Below are 14,626 nucleotides of genomic sequence, written 5' to 3'. Positions count from 1 at the left end.
CCTCAGATCAGTTTGATGCGGCCCGGGTAGGCAATGTTGCGTGGACGTGTGACGCCGTGGGCAAACCCCGTGGTTGCCGCTGTGCCAGATATCCAGACAACTGCATGCCCCGGATACTTGCTCAGACCATTCGGCTCGAAGTCCAGGCCAGTTCGCGCCGCCACAAGCGGCCCATCACCACCAGGAACTGCCTGGCTGGTGAAGTTGGCGACATAAGGCGATTCAATCCCCGTAGTGTCGACCGGCAGAACCGAACCCAACTGGCTAGAACCTGCGACGCGGCTGGGATCAACGCCACGACCAGCGTCAACAACCCGAAGAAACTCACCACGCCCCTCGGGGCCACGGAAAGTCGTGGCTCCATCACCACTAGTCCAGCCGCCCTCCATACCTACACGGGCCGCCTCGGTGGTGAGCATTCCTGACTGCTGGCCGTGATCCCATAGCCACGGCCATTCCGCACGATTGAACAGGCTGCCGGCGAACACGCCCCAACCGCCTGGTGAGATCATGGTGGTGGTTTCAAACACTGGGCGGCCGAGGGCGTCACTGTCGTGTCGGCCGATTGGCCACCAGTTACCAGCCCCATCGCTGCGCAGGTGCCACCAGTCGCCCGCGCCCATCAGGTAAAGGAAGCCGTAACCCGCCGCATTCAAATGGGTGTGAAATTTGATCTTTTCCGCGCCAGCGGCCTGCACTTTGAGGCGGTTGCCGGTGTTGTCCACGCGCCGCACGATGATGTCGACCACGCCCAGGTCGGAGTCAGCCTCTGGCAGGGTAATCAGCCGATTACCGCCACTGGCATCAATCGCAATCAGGCCCACCTGCGCAGGAGTCAGAACGGTGTCGGCATTAATGCTGAGAAACGTGCTGCGGGTCAGGGCTTTGATTGCCAGCAACAGTTGGTTGTTTTGCGCCTCATTTGGCACAAGGCCAGCTGCGGTGATGACGTTGAGCAGCTCATCGGTAACCAGGTTTGCCCAACTGGCGGGGTCACGCGAGGCCGGAATGCTAAGCAGTGGGTTGCCGTCGGTGAACTTGCCATCACGCAAGGCCACGCCGGGTTGGCTGTGTGGGTAATCCATCAAATACCTCCGTAGCTGAAAAAGAGAATTGAGCCGCCCGGCTTGCGCTTGTGCATGACGCACTCCAACTGGCTATCGCCCCACACGCGGTAGGGCTCGCCCATGGCTGAGCGGCCGTGGCGGCGCTCGATGATTTGCGGTGCTGGCAGGTTGAGCTGCCAGGCGTCTTCCCAGTCTTCGCCGCCGTAGGCTTCGCCCATGTGCGCGCGGCCGTAGCGGCGCGCCCAGTACTCGGTAATGGTGGCGTTTGGGTAGCCCAGCGCCTCAGCAATGGCGAGGAAGTGCGGGCGACTCTGGCCGCCCAGACTGACCAACTTGGCCAGCACCGCGCGGGAGCGTTCCTGGACAGTCATTGAGCCTTGCACGCTGCATTCATCGGGCAGGCCAAGGGCGCGCTCCCAGCGCTCCAGCGTTTCAAATGCCTCCGCTGGGCTGGTCTCGCGCCACAGGTCATCGGCCCGCTGGTGGGCACGGGAGAAGCTGCGTCCATAGGCTTGCAACAGCTTCTGCAGGTTGCTCTCTGGGTCTTGGGACCAGGCCTCACCAGGTGGCAGCAGCTGGCTAAGTTGGCGGCCGTAGCCTTGGGCGCTTATATCCACTCGATGCCCCCAAAGGTCAGCATATGGCCCGGCGCGGCGACGACGCTTGCGACTGGGGCCTCGACGCTGTTATCGGTTTCGCCGGCCGCGATGCTGACGGCCTCGCGGATGTGGCTGATTTTCAGGGTGCCGGCCGGGCGCGATTCGCGGCGGTGCAAGTCGCGCAGTTCGGCCTCAGCAGCGGCCCTTACTAGCGCTGTATCTGACACCAGGTGAATCTGGTAATTGACCGGCGTGGCCTCTGGCGGCAACACATAGACAGAACGGCGGCCTGCGGGCCGGCGCTGGGCAATATAGGCGGCGCAGATGGCGAGCACCTCCGCACTAGGGATAGGGCTTTCCTGGTTGTCGCAGACAATGCGCACCACCACGCTGCCGCTGCCTTGTTCGTGTTCAGTGGCCCAGGCCCTAGTAATCGAAGGGTGCGACTCAAGCGCCCAGGTTTCATAGTCGGTTAGGCTGCCGCCTTGTGGCGGCTCGGCCATACGGTGCAGTACCCGCTCGCGCAGGCCATCCAGGGTTTCCTGGGCGGTGCCGTCTTTGATGCCGCCCTCGGCCACTTGGGCGGCGGATTGAATGCCGGTTACTGGGCTGAGTAGAGTCCGGCGCGAGCCTGCCGGGAGGTTGCCAGCGGTGCCTGGAGTTTGCGCGTCCAGTGTGGCCAGGCCGCTGGTGGCCGTCAGGGTTACTGTCTCGCGCACGGCATACAACAGGCCCTGGCTGTACTGAAACAACGTGCCAGCGTTCAGCGTTGCGCCAACAGCGCCGCTGATCAGCAAGGGGCCGGCCGCGTAGGTTGGGTCTAGATACCAAAACTTATAAATGCGCGCCCAGCGTTCCACGCCCTCGGCGTTGGCCAACTCATCCGGCAAGAAGTTGCGGTGACGGTAGTCAATATGCGCGTGCAGGCCCTGCACCGCGCCAGCTTGGGCGAACGCCAGAACGCCGGCCGTGCTGCGACGGGTTTTGGCGCTCTTGATGGGCAGATGGGCCTCGATGTCGCTGCCGACCTGCTGCCGATTTTCTTCGAGTGTGGGCAGGGTGAATGTCATTGCAGGGTTTCCCAGAGGGTGTCGTATTGGTAGTTCTCGGTTTGCCCATTGCGGCGGCTGATGACCACCTGCAGGCGTAGGACGCCGCGCTTAGGCACGCTGGCGGTTACCTCAACTTTTGCGGCAATGCCGTCATCCAGCGTCCAGGCGACCGACTCTTTGCCGTACTCACGGGCGCGGCGCAGGGTCTCGGCAATTTCTTTCTCGCGGCGCAGCAACCACAGACGGGAGCCGATCAGGTCAGCCGGTACGTCTGGCCAGGCGTCATCTGGGCGGGCGCGGCGGTCGGAAAACAGGCTGATGATCACCGGGGTTTGCAGGCTGTCATCGAGAGCGAAGTCGCCGTCCTCAATCACCAGGTCGGCCTCTCGGCCATTCCAGCTCAGGGCTAGGTCTGTCATGCGCCACCTCCGGGCAATGGCTTGCCTGATTGCTGGTCAACAGCCGGCATAGTGTCTTCGTGGACGTGGTTGATCTGGCTAACGCCGTCCGCGATTTGGTCGCCCGCAGAGACGATCTTCCCGGTGCTGGTTATCTCTGGCGTATCGAAGTGCACGCCCGTGGCGGCCTTGATGTTGAGGGTGTGGGTCTCGATGTCGATCACGCGGCCGCGCTTGAAATGGATCTTGTCCTTTTCGTCGGTGTAGATGGCCACCTCGCCGCCCTGCATGCCGACAAGGCGGTAGCGGCGGTCAGCGCAGGACACCACAACGCTGTGCGCACGGTGGCCACCGACGGCCAGTACCAAGGCCTCGGCCCCGGCCAGCGGGTGGGCGGTGAAGCCATAAGGCTGCCAATGCTCGACGTTATCGAGCTGCTCATCAGCCAGCAGGCTGACCTGCAGGGCCTGCATCTTGGCGGCGTCATTCACCAGGCTGACCACCGCGCGGGTGACGATGTGCGCCAGGCCACGGCGCAATGGATTAAGGATCCTCTGAAGTAGCCATGCATTTCTGGCTGACGTCAGCCTCTGCTGATTTCGAAAGTGATAAATCGATCAAAAACGATCAGATTACCGGCTCATTTCTGTGTTTTTAGCCGCCGCGAGCACCTCGCGGCAGCCATTTCCAGCATTACGGGCGCACCTCTCCTGCATTCGTCAGTAAATGTCGGCGCGCCATCCACAGATTTGACAGCGCGAATAAAGTCACCAGTTGCGCCGTGTTTTTGACCAGGCCACGGAAGCGCGTCTTCACATAACCGAACTGACGCTTGATCACCCGAAACGGATGCTCGACCTTGGCTCGCACTTGGGCCTTGGCCTTCTCGATTTTGCGCTTGGCTTTGTACAGCGCGCTGCGCTTACCGAGTTTCTTGTAAGTGCTACGCCGTGCTGCAACCTGCCAGATCACTTGACGGCCCTCATGCTCGGGGCGCTTCTCGACACCGGTATATCCGGCATCGGCCCCCACCATGTTTTCCTCGCCGTGCAGCAGCTTATCGACCTGGGTGACATCCGCCACGTTGGCGGCAGTACCCACCACGCTGTGCACCAAGCCAGACTCGTCATCCACCCCGATGTGCGCCTTCATGCCGAAGTAATACTGATTGCCTTTCTTGGTTGAGTGCATCTCAGGGTCACGCTTACCGTTCTTGTTCTTGGTTGAACTCGGCGCGTTGATCAGCGTGGCATCGACGATGGTGCCTTGGCGCAGCGACAAACCACGGTCACCCAGGTAGCCATTGATCACGGCCAGGATGCCGGCAGCCAGTTCGTGTTTTTCCAGCAAGCGGCGGAAGTTGAGGATGGTGGTTTCGTCAGGAATGCGCTCCAGAGTCAGCCCGGCAAACTGGCGTAGGATGGTGGTCTCGTACAGCGCCTCTTCCATCGCCGGATCGCTGTAACCGAACCAGTTTTGCATCAGATGCACTCGCAGCATCGCCATCAGCGGATAGGACGGTCGGCCGCCTTCACCCTTTGGATAATGCGGCTCGATCAAAGCGATCAACCCTTTCCATGGCACTACCCGATCCATCTCGATCAGGAACAATTCTTTGCGGGTCTGCTTGCGCTTGCCGGCGTACTCGGCGTCGGCGAAGGTCATCTGCTTCATCGGAAAACTCGGCGGGTGGAGTGCGGATATTTTGCCAAAATCAGGAAGTCTTTTTCAGACCATCCTTAAGCAGACGGTCAACCCCACGCATCGGTGACCTCCGGCTCTGGCTGGTCAAGCATGTCGAAAGCCTCGCGGGGCATGACGGTGGGTTCTACGCGCTCGCCCTGGTCATCGAGCACATAGGTCAGATCAGTGATCAGGCGCTCAGCGCCGCGCAGATAGCTGTAGGCGTCGTGCACGGTCACCAGGCTGTTGTGCCGCCATATCTGGCCGTTGCTCTGGCGGTGGCTATTGAGGGTGTAGCTAATGGCCTGCGAGCGACCCCAGCGCACGTTGCGCTCCCAGGTCACGCGCTCACGCGCCGAGGCGGTATCAAGCGGGCCGTCGGCGATGATGGTCAGCGGGCGGTGGCGCTTGATGCGGTTGTCGCGAGCGGTGGCCAGCACGGCGCTGGTTACCGTGCCGAAGTTGTCATCGTCGCCCTGGGACTGCCCCTTTAGGGTGTAGTGGCTGTATACGTCGGTCAGGTCACGGTTACAGGAGCCCTGAGCGATGTTCTCGCCCAGGATCAGGGCGTCATGCGCGCGTAAATGCCCGGCGCGGGTAATCACCAGGTTGCCCTTGCCGTCAGTGATCAGCAGCACGCCACGGATGCGGGCGGCCTGATCGAGCATCTCGAAAACCGTTTCGCCGTCGTTGGGTTTTAGGCTTTTGAACGGTGCATTTGCCCCGGCCTGATCGATCACGGTTATGCCAAAGGGCGCGCAAAGTTCGCGCGCAACATCGGTCAGGCCCCGCCCGATCCACTGGGTTGCCGGTGCTGAGCAATCGACCAGGTCGCAGGTTTTATCCCGGCCGGTGACGCTCACGCTGTGGTCTTGGGAGTTGTAGGTGGGGCTGACGCGGTCGATGTAGCCGGTGATCAAAACTTCATCGTCAAAGTACACGCTGCAGGGCGCGCCCTCGGGGATTTCGCGCCGTGCGGCCTGGCCGGCCCAGCGTTCTGTTAGCTGCAGGTCAAAGGTGCCAGTGAGCTGCTGCATGCCCAGGTTGATGCGGTAGCTCTTCCAGCCGCCCCATTCCTGGCTACCCACCATTAAGCGAACCTCAGGCATCTTTCAGCACCTCCAACACTTGGCCGCCGCTGACAAACCCAGGGTGAGCAATACGATTGCGGCTGACGATGTCGTCGGCACGGCGGGCATCGCCGTACACGCGGTGAGCAATCAACAAGGCAGGCATGGTGGTCATGGGTCTGGTAGCGCGAGAGCGGCACCAGCGTTGCGGAACGGCCGTTCATGTCTGCCACCAGGCCGGCGGTAAGTTTTACCAGCGCGCTGTAGCGCTCCGGTGAGGCCTGTAACTGCTGGCGGTCAAGCTCGGCCACTACCTGGTCACGCACGCCAACGGCCTGGTCACGGTTGTCATACTCCAGGCCAGGTAGCACCTTGCCGTTTTCAGTAACTGGGCGGCCGGTAGCGAGGCGCGCGGCTTCGCTCACGGCAACGCGCTCAATCAAGGTGTAAACCGCCGTCTGGTTAGCGACCTGCTGAGCACGCGACGGGGTGACGTAACCCCCGCCGCTGACAGCTTTGGCCTTGCTGCTTGAATTGAAGAGCGCGGCCATGGCTTTGAATGCACCGAATGGGCTAAGGCCAACGGTCATACCGCGCACCAAGCTGAGCAGGCTAAAGCCCAGGTTGCCGGGAGACAGGATCAGTTGTTGAAAGCTGCCGGTGATGCGGCCAAACAGGGTATTGAATGAGCCCGCGCCATTTAGCAGGCCTCCCGCATTGAGAATGTCGCCGGTCAGGCCCTGCATTCCACTGATTGCGCTGCTGGCCATACCCTCGGCGGAGCTGTAGGCATCACCCACCAGTGCAGAGGCGTCACCGAGCATGGCCAGTGCCCCGTCGGCGACAAAGCCGGCCTGGCCGAGAACGCTCCATTGCTCTGCAAACTCGGCAACGGCTTCTTCTTGTACCTGGTCGGCGGCAGAGTTGACCTGCGCACCTGCCAGAGGCTGGTTGTCTGGGCGAGGCTTTTCGCCGCTCTCGACAAAGTTCTGGCTGATCCGAGCCATGCCGCCCTGTTCGGTGCTTTCCTCGACGCTGTAGTCGCCCAGGACGGCCACTTGCATCTCACCGTAAAACGGGTGCATCAGGGTGCCGGAGCCTTGGGTTTCCAGAGCCTCGATCAACTGATCGCGCTTGGCCATGTAGTCCTGGCCAATAACCGTCATCACCAGGTTGAACTGGCGCGCCTTGCGGCCCATGTCCTGGGTGTCTGGTTTGTCGCGCAGCGGGTATTCATTCAGCACGGTACGGCGACCGCCCGTGCGGGTGCTGTTCTTTAGGTGAAACGGTACGCCACGAAACGCGCCCGGCCGGTATTCATCACGCCAGCCCATTAGCGACCCGCCCCAGTGCGCCCGGTGTAAACGGTCAGGTCAACATTGCTGTTGCTGCGCAGCTCGGTGACCTTGGCCTGGCCTTCACTGGTGACGTGAATCGCCAGCTGGCCGCCTACGTCTAAAGGTTCGGCCTTGCTGCCCCGAATGGCTTCCAGAAGCTGCTGGCTGAGGGTTTGGCTCGCCATGGCAATTGGGTTGGCTAGCCAGCCGGCACCCTTGGCCAGCGCGCCACCCGCAGCGGATGAATCTTCACGCTCGCCGTTAACCAGGTCATAGAGCAAACCGCCCAGGCTGGTGTCGCGCCCGGCCAAGAGGCTTAGGCCGCCATCAATGCCCATATTGGCCACTGAGCCAACGCCATAGCCGGCAGCGCCAGCTGCCGTAACGCCCAGGGCTGGCAGGCCAAAACGGGATGCCCCGGCAAGTAGGCTGCCGCCTTTGCCCAAGCTGCCGGCCAGCTTGTCTGGTGTGCCAAGCCCGCCGCCAAACTCGCCCGGCATGTTGACGACAAACACCGGCTGAACGCCTGCGACTTCTTCCAGGGCTTTGCCGGTGGCTACGCCTGCAGCAGTGCTACCGAACTTGCCAGCCAAGCCCTTGATAGCCTTGCCGCCGTAGCGCGCCGCGCCAAAGAGGCCAGCAGCGCCAAGGGCACCGCCGACCATGATTTCACCGCCGCTCAGGCCAAGGCCGCCGTTGTCCTTGTCCAGGCCAAACTTAATGGCCTCGCTCATAGCGTTGTTGATGGGCTTGGCGAATCCGTCGGCGGCCTCGCGCAGTGCGCCTTTAAGGCGGCCGGTCTGGTCGACGGCGTTGCCGATGGCTTCGGGCAGGTCGCGGGCAATCGTGCCGCTAGCTGTGCTGACGTCGGCGAAGATGTCATCCAGGCGGGAAAGTGAGTTGCCATCGAGCAGGGTTTTAAGGCCGCGCTGGGTGTCCAGGTCTGTCTGGCCGAATGCTTTGGAAATGAAGCCGAAGCGCTCGCGGTCTGTGCTGAGCTTGTCGTACTGGCCCTTTATGTCGCCAATGACGTCCAGGGCGTCACGCCGTGAGCCTTCGGCGTCGAAGAACTTGATGCCTGTGGCCTTGCTCGCCGACTTCATATAGTTGGCGTTGGTAAATACCCGCAGGGTGCTATCGGTTAGCGTGGCCAGGCGCTCAGCGTTGGGCTCAACCAGGGACAAGGTTTCAACCAGGGCCAACGTTTGGTCGAGGCTCATGTTTGCGGACTTGGCGTTGCCGCCAACCCTGGCAAAAATGTCGGGCAGGTTTTCCAGCTCGGCATTACCGGCGCGGCCAGCGACCACCATCTTGTCCAGGAGAAGGCGCGCGCTTTCGGTTTGGCTCAGGTCAATATTGAACTGTTTGCCGGCCACACCCATGGCCTTGGCCAGGGCGTCAGCGTTGGTCTTGGCCACGGCCAAGGTTTCTGCCATTGGGGCAACGGTTGCGGTTGCCTCGGCCATGCTCAGGCCGCCCGCGATCAGCGAATCAACCCCGGCTTTAAGTTCGTCGGCACCCTGGCCGGTGGCGATCTGCGCGCCGAGCAGTTCTTTACGCAAGCGCCCGGCTTCGTCAGCGGTCGCGCCAGCGGTCAGCTTGAGCTGCGTTAAATCCTTGTCCAAACGGGCCGACTGCACGCCAGCCGCGATGGCTGAAATACCCAAGCCGAGTTGGGCCAGCTTGCCCTCAACCGAGCTAGCCGCGTGCCTGAACGCATCCATCTCGCGCTTGGCGGCGCTACCGAATTTGCGCAGGCCGCCTTCGCCCTTCGCCAGCCCGCCAAGAAGGCGGGAAGCGTCGGCCGTGAGGCGCAAGGCGAGGTTGAGGTTGAGGTTGAGGTTGTCACTCATTTTTTAATCAAGTTGCCCAGGTAGTGATTGAGTTCGCGTTCTGGCAGCGCGAGGATTTCCGCGCGCGACCAGTGGTGCTTTAGAGCGACTAGTTGGACGGTGTCCCAGTACTGCCGGAGCCGCTCTGCTCGACGTTTCCCAGGGTGTCCAGCTCTACCTGGGCTTTACGCAGGGCCATAAAGTCGGCGCGTTTCTTGATCATGCTCACTACGAACGGCCCCTTGTATTCGGTGCCATCGTCGGCGGTCACTTTGACCAGTTGCTGCGCTGCCAGCTGGGCGTTGTAGTGGATGCTGTTGTGCACGCTGCCGGCCTCGGCTTCGGCCTCGATCATGTCGGCGAGCAGGGCCTCGCGCAGTTCAAAGGCTTTGTAGGTCACGGACTCAATGACCAGGCCAAATGGGAAAACGCCGCTTACCTGTAGCTGTTTCATGGTGTGCCCTTAGAGTGCTACGGCCGGCTGGCCGCTGAATTTGAGGGAAACTTCGGTGCCGACACTGAGGGTGTCGACGGTGAATGCTTCGCGAATAACCCAGGACTTGCCGGTGTCACTTTCAAACACGATGTTGGCGTCCACCAGGTTCTGCAGTTCTTCCACTGCAAGGTCTTGGGTTAGCGGAATGGCGCAGGTCAGTTCGGGCGCAACAGTGGCCTCGACATAACCTACTGAGCCATCGTCCAGCGGCTCCGGGGTGCGCCCGGTGCCGCCCAGGTTGAGGCTTGCGCCCTGCTTGGAGCGCAGGCGCTTGCCGTTGTACGAAATGGTCGCGCGGCCGTGGTGCTTCATAGGGCCTCCTTACAGGCGGTACTGGATGGCACCGGCAAAGATGTCGAACTGGTTGACCAGGTTCGGCGTCAGCACGGCGTTCATGCGGTTTGGGTTCTGGATGGAACGCTTGATCAGCCGGTCGCGCTTAAAGCCCTCGATGATCCTCGATCAAGCCATCTTCTTTGGCCAACTTGATGGCTTCGGCAATCAGCGTGGCGCGCACGGTGGTCGGCGTGGCGTAGGCTTGGCCTGGCACGGCACGGCCTCATCGCCCAGTTTGTGGCGCGGGTAGTCACGGGCCACGGCGGCGTTGAAGCGGAAACGCACCAGGTCGACCGTCCACTTGGTTTCCAGGCGCAGCAGGGCAATATCCGGCAGGCCGAAGCTGTTGCTCTGGTAGTTGGTGATGATGGTTTCAATCAGCACCTGGCCGCCCTGGTCGACGGTGAAAGTGCTTATGCCGTCGTACAGCGCCAGGTTGCGCTCGGGCCGGGTAAAACGGCTTTTCTCTGGCGGCGGCAGCACACCTGGTAGCGCCAGGCTGCGGAACGGCCGAGCGGGATCATTGGCACCGCTGAACTCGGCAACCGTCGCCCAGGTGGCGGCAACCACCCAGGGCGCGGTGGGCACGTCAAACAGGCCCAGGGTGCTGATGTGCGGCGAGTTGCGGCCATTGCCCCAAGTCGTGAGCTGCGCGTGATTGCCCACCTTGGCGTTGAATACGTGGCCGGTCAGCGTGTCCATTGGGCCGAAACGCGCCTTCATTTCCTCTTCCAGGGCGAGCAGGTTGGGGCCGTCCAGGTAGGGGCAAACGATGCTGTAGTACTGCTGCCCAGCAATAGCGTCCAGGGCGTCCTGGACAGTCGGGTTGGCCGTGCCGCCTGCCATGGCGGTGATGGCGACGGTCAGGCCGGCTGGGGTTTGTTCGCCGAAGTAGTTCAGGCGCATGTCCAGGTCGTTGCCGGTTTCGCCGGCCCAGCGGCACGCCAGGGTGACTTCGCCCGATAGCGCCGTTGCCGATACTGGCAGCCCGGCTGTGGCGTTGATTGCTGCAGCCAGGCTGCGTTGCCAGGGCGCTGACCGCATCGCCAGCCACTACACCGATACGCACCAGGACGCCGCCGATGTACAGATTGAGTGTGCCGCTGGCTGTTGGAGCGCCCGTCAAGGTGACCTTGCCGGTTGCTTCCTGGCCCGCTTCGTCATCGTCCAGGGCGATGGCCCAGATATCGACATAGTCGTTGGCCTTGCGGGCTGCAGCGGCCATGCCATGCAGCATACTGCCCTGGCCAAAGGCTTGAGCCGCCTGGTCTGCGGCCTGGCTACCCAGGCGCACTGGAGTTAGCGGGGCCACAATACCTGCGGCCAAGCGCTGGCCAACCAGGAGCAAGCGGCACTCCATGACAGTACCGCCGCCAGCGGCCTTGCTCGGGTCAATTTCCAGGTAGATACCCGGCACCCGGATGTTGTCCGGGACTTCGTTAAAGCTCACATTCTCAGCCATGGGTTACTCCTTGGCGGCCGCTGGTTTTTCAGCAGCTGGCTTGGCGGTTACGGTTTTTGGCGGGGTGCCCTTGACCACGGACTTGTCCGCCATTCGGCGACGCCAGTAGATATCCAGGACAACGTGGTCGCCCTCGGCCGGGAGGTAGCCGCCCTGCGGGTGGCGCACCAGGAGTTCCCCTACGGGAACCAGGTAGACGGGTTTGCTCATGTACCCTCCTGCGGGTTGATGTGCGATTGCATGTCCGGCGCGGGTGCGTCGTGGTTTTCGTCCAGCCAGCGCTGGCGCTCGCTCGGGGTGAGTGGCTCCAGGTCGTAATCCGCGTGGAACTCCAGGAAGTCGCCCAGGTTCACGCTGTCTTTCTGTGGCGGGTCGACATCGGCCTGGATCAGCACCAGGGCGGCGCATAAGCCCTGGTTGCGTAGCTCGGCTTCCTGCTGAAACTGGTAACGGGTGACTTGCCAGCTGGCACTGTCGGTCTGTCCGCCGTGCAGTTCGGCTATGCAGGCCTCGATCATTTCGTACAGGCCGACGGCTTTGCCGTCGCCGCGCCGCTCGGCCTGGTGGCCACGGGCGTTACGGGCCACTAGCACCACCACAAACTGCGGGGTGGCAATGGCCTGGGTAATAGAGCCGTCCATGGCGACCAAGTAGGCCGCCGGGGCGTCCAGGCCCCAGCGCTTGATAACGTCCTTGTCTGGGGTGTCCGGCAGGCTGTCGACGGTCTTTAACCTCTTGCCTAACGGGCTGTCCTTGATCAGTGCGATCAGTTCGCTTTCCAGGTCACCGAGCATCAGGCCCTCCCAGGTGCATTACGGCGCACCAGGTTGCTGATGTGGTCGCTGACCAGGGCGAGAATGTCCTGCTCATCTTCTGCAGACAGGCCTAGGTAAGGCCGGGCGTCGATGGTGACCTGGCGTTTGCTGACGTGGCCAACGCCCGGAATTGCAAAGCGCAGGTAGCCGCCAGCCTTGGCTTTGATCACGCCGCCAAACTGGTGGATAGCTGCGTAGATGCGGTTGGTGCCCCACTCAGCTGCGCTCTTGTCAGCGCGGCTGGTGATGGAGTCGCCCAGGTGGCCGTCCTTGGTCAGGGTTTTGCCGCCGTTCAACTGCGCCCGCAGGCTTGGCTTCCAGCGCTGGCCGTCCGGGCCGACCTGGGTGCTAAAACGCTCACGGGTGCTGTTCTCGCCCAGGAAGGCAATGTCCTGGAGCAGCGGCTGGGGGTTGGCCCCCATCTGCTGCATGGCCTTGAACAGGCGCTGCACCAGCGGCGGCCTGTTCCTCGGCGCTGTAGTCCGACAGATCAGCACCCATGGCGGCCTTGGTCAGCAGTTCGCCATAAACCAGGGGCGGAATGCTGGCATCGGCGCGCTGGGCGATTTCATCGGCGCTATAGCGGGCGAGTAGTTGAACGGCGCTGGCGTACATCAGGCGCTTTCCTCCAGTTGGGTGATGGCCTCGCGGCAATCATGGGCAACGGCTTCCTGCAGCGCGGCCTGGGCGTGGTTGCCCTCGGCCGCGCTGATGGGCGCGTTGTGTTCGGCGATTTCTGCAGAGCGCTGCAGCTCGGCCTTGGCGTATTCCATGGCCTTACACCGCAGGCGGTGGTGTTTCAGTGCTGGCAGGCGGCGTATTTGCACCACCTTTGGCACTGTCGGTTTCATCGTCCGCCAGGTCAGCCAAGGCGGCATCGTCAGCGGCCGTGGCCGGAATCTCGACGTGCTGCACGCTGAGCATGGGCTCGCCTTCGATTGCCTTGAGCTGCTCTTTGCTCAGGTCAGCCAGGATCAGGCCGAAGCCTTCACGGTTGAAGTCGAAGCCAGCGCGGCGGAAACGCTCCGGCAGGCTGCGGACAAAGATGCCGTCAACCATATTGGGAGTTTTCGACTTGGCCGCTGGCTTGGTGCCTGCCGGTTTTGCAGCCGGCTTAGGGGTGGCTAGTTTACTCATGACAGTGCCCCCTTATGCGCCAGTGCCGGTGGAACCAAAGGCGAGCTGCCAGAAGCCGTAACCCGCTGCAGCGCGTGCTTCTGCGCCGAACTTGTACTTCTTCAGGTTGAACACGTCCTCGGCTTCGGGGTTGGTCTGCGAGACAAACACCGGCTTCTTGCGCGGCTGGTACACGAACGGTTTGACCGGCTTGCTGGTATCCAGGAGGAACCAGGCGGTGTCGGACTCGATACGGCCATCGACCAGCAGCTCAGCCGTACCCACATAAGGGTTAGGCTTGTCGTCGGCCAACTTGGCGTTGGTCAGTAGCGCTTTGGCGATGTCTTCCAGGGCTGGGCCAACCACCAGCACGGTGGGCGTGATGTTCAGGGAGCGGCCTTCTTCGTCCTTGAACTTCTTCATGCCGGTACGCGCCAGGCCATAGCCGGCTTGTGCAGCGGCTAGGCTGGCGTTGGAAAGCACCGCCGTGATCTTGTTGCTAACCGAGGCGTTGCCCACCGGGTGGTCGGTGTCGAAGAAGTACTGGCCGTCATAGCAGAGCTTGGTAAAGCCACCGTTGACCGCTTCATACACCAGCTCATCCGGCAATTGCGCGGCCGAGAAGCCGGCCATCTGAGCTTGGGGCAGGTAGATGCCCAGCTGGTCGTCTTCGATGTGGTTGCGGTCGACTTCCACTGTGGCCTCGAAGTCTTCGTTGGCCACCACATACTTGTAGGCTTCCAGGGCCTTGACAACCTTGACCCCGATCCAGCGGCGCATCTTCGGAAAGTTGCTCAACCAGGTGTAATCGTTCTGTCCGCTGTTGGACGGAACCTCCATGGCGATCTTCTGCCAGGTGCTTGGGGCCGACGTGAAGGCTTTGTTGAAGCTCGTCTTCAACGAAATGAACACGGCGGTAAGACTTGCCTTGTTGATAAGCATATTCAGGTATCTCCTTATTCGATCCAGACGCCGTCGGACTCGATGCCGACGATGCGGCCAGCGGCCGAGCGGGTGCCGGTGCCATCGGTGGCGGCCAGGGTTTGGTCGTCAACGATGTAGGCGGTTTTGCCCTGGTGGGCCTGGGTGATAGAGCCGTCATTGGCCCACTTGAACGCACAGAGTCGGCGCACCAGGATTTGAGCGGCACCGTTGGCACCACCCGTGTTATCCACCGACTCTTCGGCGCGGCCGAGGTAGGTCAGCGTGGTTGCCGTGCTACCAGGCGCGCCAAAGCCTGCGGCGTTAGCGACCACGATGGCACCGGCATAGACCTTGGCATTAGCTGCGGCGGGCACGCCGATGATCTGGGCGGTTTTCAAGGCTGTGTTGCGGTCACGGTTAAGAGCTGTCATGTGGGCTC

Annotated in this window: 21 protein-coding genes; 1 reads left to right on the top strand and 20 read right to left on the bottom strand. The window is 62.1% G+C overall.

Annotated features, from left to right (window positions below; translation table 11 throughout):
• Nucleotides 1-2 precede the first annotated feature (2 nt).
• The 12 genes from BLW24_RS12620 to BLW24_RS25955 form a co-directional block, all read right to left on the bottom strand.
• Complete coding sequence (locus BLW24_RS12620) at nt 3-1,085, bottom strand: phage tail protein (RefSeq protein WP_090381294.1); 1,083 nt, start codon at nt 1,083-1,085, stop codon at nt 3-5.
• On the bottom strand, nt 1,085-1,684 hold the full coding sequence (locus tag BLW24_RS12615; protein WP_090381289.1) for a YmfQ family protein: 600 nt from the start codon (nt 1,682-1,684) through the stop codon (nt 1,085-1,087). Before BLW24_RS12615 ends, BLW24_RS12620 begins: the two co-directional genes overlap by 1 nt.
• On the bottom strand, nt 1,675-2,736 hold the full coding sequence (locus tag BLW24_RS12610; RefSeq protein WP_090381283.1) for a baseplate J/gp47 family protein: 1,062 nt from the start codon (nt 2,734-2,736) through the stop codon (nt 1,675-1,677). Before BLW24_RS12610 ends, BLW24_RS12615 begins: the two co-directional genes overlap by 10 nt.
• Nucleotides 2,733-3,137, bottom strand: a complete 405-nt coding sequence (locus BLW24_RS12605; protein ID WP_090381276.1) for a phage GP46 family protein — start codon at nt 3,135-3,137, stop codon at nt 2,733-2,735. Before BLW24_RS12605 ends, BLW24_RS12610 begins: the two co-directional genes overlap by 4 nt.
• Nucleotides 3,134-3,655 (bottom strand): phage baseplate assembly protein V, encoded by a 522-nt coding sequence (locus BLW24_RS12600; RefSeq protein WP_244161154.1) that lies wholly within the window; start codon nt 3,653-3,655, stop codon nt 3,134-3,136. Before BLW24_RS12600 ends, BLW24_RS12605 begins: the two co-directional genes overlap by 4 nt.
• A gap of 154 nt (nt 3,656-3,809) precedes the next feature.
• Nucleotides 3,810-4,790, bottom strand: a complete 981-nt coding sequence (locus BLW24_RS12595; protein WP_090375326.1) for an IS5 family transposase — start codon at nt 4,788-4,790, stop codon at nt 3,810-3,812.
• 77 nt (nt 4,791-4,867) lie between these two features.
• Nucleotides 4,868-5,908, bottom strand: a complete 1,041-nt coding sequence (locus BLW24_RS12590) for a phage baseplate assembly protein (protein WP_090381270.1) — start codon at nt 5,906-5,908, stop codon at nt 4,868-4,870.
• Complete coding sequence (locus BLW24_RS12585; RefSeq protein WP_090387724.1) at nt 5,890-7,203, bottom strand: DNA circularization protein; 1,314 nt, start codon at nt 7,201-7,203, stop codon at nt 5,890-5,892. Before BLW24_RS12585 ends, BLW24_RS12590 begins: the two co-directional genes overlap by 19 nt.
• Entirely contained in the window at nt 7,203-9,059 is a 1,857-nt protein-coding gene (locus BLW24_RS12580) for a phage tail tape measure protein (protein WP_090381265.1), read from the bottom strand. The genes BLW24_RS12585 and BLW24_RS12580 overlap by 1 nt, the downstream gene beginning before the upstream one ends.
• An 88-nt stretch (nt 9,060-9,147) precedes the next feature.
• Nucleotides 9,148-9,492: a hypothetical protein gene (locus BLW24_RS12575; RefSeq protein ID WP_090381262.1), complete on the bottom strand. Its 345-nt coding sequence runs from the start codon at nt 9,490-9,492 to the stop codon at nt 9,148-9,150.
• A 9-nt stretch (nt 9,493-9,501) separates the two neighbouring features.
• The gene (locus BLW24_RS12570) at nt 9,502-9,846 is read right to left on the bottom strand and encodes a phage tail tube protein (protein ID WP_090381260.1); all 345 of its coding nucleotides are present in this window, start codon (nt 9,844-9,846) and stop codon (nt 9,502-9,504) included.
• 189 nt (nt 9,847-10,035) lie between these two features.
• Nucleotides 10,036-10,776 (bottom strand): phage tail sheath subtilisin-like domain-containing protein, encoded by a 741-nt coding sequence (locus BLW24_RS25955; protein ID WP_167360366.1) that lies wholly within the window; start codon nt 10,774-10,776, stop codon nt 10,036-10,038.
• Between the two features lie 43 nt (nt 10,777-10,819).
• Between BLW24_RS25955 and BLW24_RS25950 the strand changes: the two genes are divergently transcribed.
• Nucleotides 10,820-11,173 carry a hypothetical protein gene (locus BLW24_RS25950; RefSeq protein WP_167360365.1) on the top strand — a complete coding sequence of 118 codons (354 nt, stop codon included), beginning with the start codon at nt 10,820-10,822 and terminating at the stop codon, nt 11,171-11,173.
• Between the two features lie 162 nt (nt 11,174-11,335).
• On the opposite strand, the gene BLW24_RS25945 is transcribed toward BLW24_RS25950, so the two are convergent.
• From BLW24_RS25945 to BLW24_RS12535, 8 genes are read right to left on the bottom strand one after another with little or no spacing between them, the layout of a single operon-like run.
• Complete coding sequence (locus tag BLW24_RS25945) at nt 11,336-11,542, bottom strand: DUF2635 domain-containing protein (RefSeq protein ID WP_167360364.1); 207 nt, start codon at nt 11,540-11,542, stop codon at nt 11,336-11,338.
• On the bottom strand, nt 11,539-12,126 hold the full coding sequence (locus tag BLW24_RS12555) for a phage protein Gp37 (RefSeq protein WP_090381250.1): 588 nt from the start codon (nt 12,124-12,126) through the stop codon (nt 11,539-11,541). The genes BLW24_RS25945 and BLW24_RS12555 overlap by 4 nt, the downstream gene beginning before the upstream one ends.
• A complete protein-coding gene (locus BLW24_RS12550) occupies nt 12,126-12,578 on the bottom strand; it encodes a phage virion morphogenesis protein (protein ID WP_090381245.1) in 453 nt (150 codons plus the stop codon). The genes BLW24_RS12555 and BLW24_RS12550 overlap by 1 nt, the downstream gene beginning before the upstream one ends.
• Nucleotides 12,505-12,762: a hypothetical protein gene (locus BLW24_RS25600; protein ID WP_139272666.1), complete on the bottom strand. Its 258-nt coding sequence runs from the start codon at nt 12,760-12,762 to the stop codon at nt 12,505-12,507. The genes BLW24_RS12550 and BLW24_RS25600 overlap by 74 nt, the downstream gene beginning before the upstream one ends.
• Complete coding sequence (locus BLW24_RS25940) at nt 12,762-12,920, bottom strand: hypothetical protein (RefSeq protein ID WP_167360363.1); 159 nt, start codon at nt 12,918-12,920, stop codon at nt 12,762-12,764. Before BLW24_RS25940 ends, BLW24_RS25600 begins: the two co-directional genes overlap by 1 nt.
• A gap of 4 nt (nt 12,921-12,924) precedes the next feature.
• Nucleotides 12,925-13,284, bottom strand: coding sequence for an HI1506-related protein (locus BLW24_RS12545; protein WP_139272665.1), 360 nt, complete (start codon nt 13,282-13,284; stop codon nt 12,925-12,927).
• Nucleotides 13,285-13,296: 12 nt separating this feature from the next.
• Entirely contained in the window at nt 13,297-14,205 is a 909-nt protein-coding gene (locus BLW24_RS12540) for a Mu-like prophage major head subunit gpT family protein (RefSeq protein ID WP_090381237.1), read from the bottom strand.
• 14 nt (nt 14,206-14,219) lie between these two features.
• Nucleotides 14,220-14,618, bottom strand: a complete 399-nt coding sequence (locus BLW24_RS12535; protein WP_090381233.1) for a hypothetical protein — start codon at nt 14,616-14,618, stop codon at nt 14,220-14,222.
• Nucleotides 14,619-14,626 lie beyond the last annotated feature (8 nt).

Source organism: Pseudomonas anguilliseptica (genome assembly GCF_900105355.1).
In the GTDB taxonomy this organism is placed as follows: Bacteria; Pseudomonadota; Gammaproteobacteria; order Pseudomonadales; family Pseudomonadaceae; genus Aquipseudomonas; species Aquipseudomonas anguilliseptica.
This window is presented reverse-complemented; position numbering and strand designations above follow the sequence as displayed.

Excerpts from the sequence above, each read along its gene's own strand:
- BLW24_RS12620 (WP_090381294.1), bottom strand. The coding sequence starts at position 1,085 with ATGGATTACCCACACAGCCAACCCGGCGTGGCCTTGCGTGATGGCAAG.
- BLW24_RS12610 (WP_090381283.1), bottom strand. The coding sequence starts at position 2,736 with ATGACATTCACCCTGCCCACACTCGAAGAAAATCGGCAGCAGGTCGGC.
- BLW24_RS12605 (WP_090381276.1), bottom strand. The coding sequence starts at position 3,137 with ATGACAGACCTAGCCCTGAGCTGGAATGGCCGAGAGGCCGACCTGGTG.
- BLW24_RS12595 (WP_090375326.1), bottom strand. The coding sequence starts at position 4,790 with ATGAAGCAGATGACCTTCGCCGACGCCGAGTACGCCGGCAAGCGCAAG.
- BLW24_RS12590 (WP_090381270.1), bottom strand. The coding sequence starts at position 5,908 with ATGCCTGAGGTTCGCTTAATGGTGGGTAGCCAGGAATGGGGCGGCTGG.
- BLW24_RS12585 (WP_090387724.1), bottom strand. The coding sequence starts at position 7,203 with ATGGGCTGGCGTGATGAATACCGGCCGGGCGCGTTTCGTGGCGTACCG.
- BLW24_RS12580 (WP_090381265.1), bottom strand. The coding sequence starts at position 9,059 with ATGAGTGACAACCTCAACCTCAACCTCAACCTCGCCTTGCGCCTCACG.
- BLW24_RS12575 (WP_090381262.1), bottom strand. The coding sequence starts at position 9,492 with ATGAAACAGCTACAGGTAAGCGGCGTTTTCCCATTTGGCCTGGTCATT.
- BLW24_RS12570 (WP_090381260.1), bottom strand. The coding sequence starts at position 9,846 with ATGAAGCACCACGGCCGCGCGACCATTTCGTACAACGGCAAGCGCCTG.
- BLW24_RS25955 (WP_167360366.1), bottom strand. The coding sequence starts at position 10,776 with ATGCGCCTGAACTACTTCGGCGAACAAACCCCAGCCGGCCTGACCGTC.
- BLW24_RS25945 (WP_167360364.1), bottom strand. The coding sequence starts at position 11,542 with ATGAGCAAACCCGTCTACCTGGTTCCCGTAGGGGAACTCCTGGTGCGC.
- BLW24_RS12555 (WP_090381250.1), bottom strand. The coding sequence starts at position 12,126 with ATGCTCGGTGACCTGGAAAGCGAACTGATCGCACTGATCAAGGACAGC.
- BLW24_RS12550 (WP_090381245.1), bottom strand. The coding sequence starts at position 12,578 with ATGCAGCAGATGGGGGCCAACCCCCAGCCGCTGCTCCAGGACATTGCC.
- BLW24_RS25600 (WP_139272666.1), bottom strand. The coding sequence starts at position 12,762 with ATGTACGCCAGCGCCGTTCAACTACTCGCCCGCTATAGCGCCGATGAA.
- BLW24_RS25940 (WP_167360363.1), bottom strand. The coding sequence starts at position 12,920 with ATGGAATACGCCAAGGCCGAGCTGCAGCGCTCTGCAGAAATCGCCGAA.
- BLW24_RS12545 (WP_139272665.1), bottom strand. The coding sequence starts at position 13,284 with ATGAGTAAACTAGCCACCCCTAAGCCGGCTGCAAAACCGGCAGGCACC.
- BLW24_RS12540 (WP_090381237.1), bottom strand. The coding sequence starts at position 14,205 with ATGCTTATCAACAAGGCAAGTCTTACCGCCGTGTTCATTTCGTTGAAG.
- BLW24_RS12535 (WP_090381233.1), bottom strand. The coding sequence starts at position 14,618 with ATGACAGCTCTTAACCGTGACCGCAACACAGCCTTGAAAACCGCCCAG.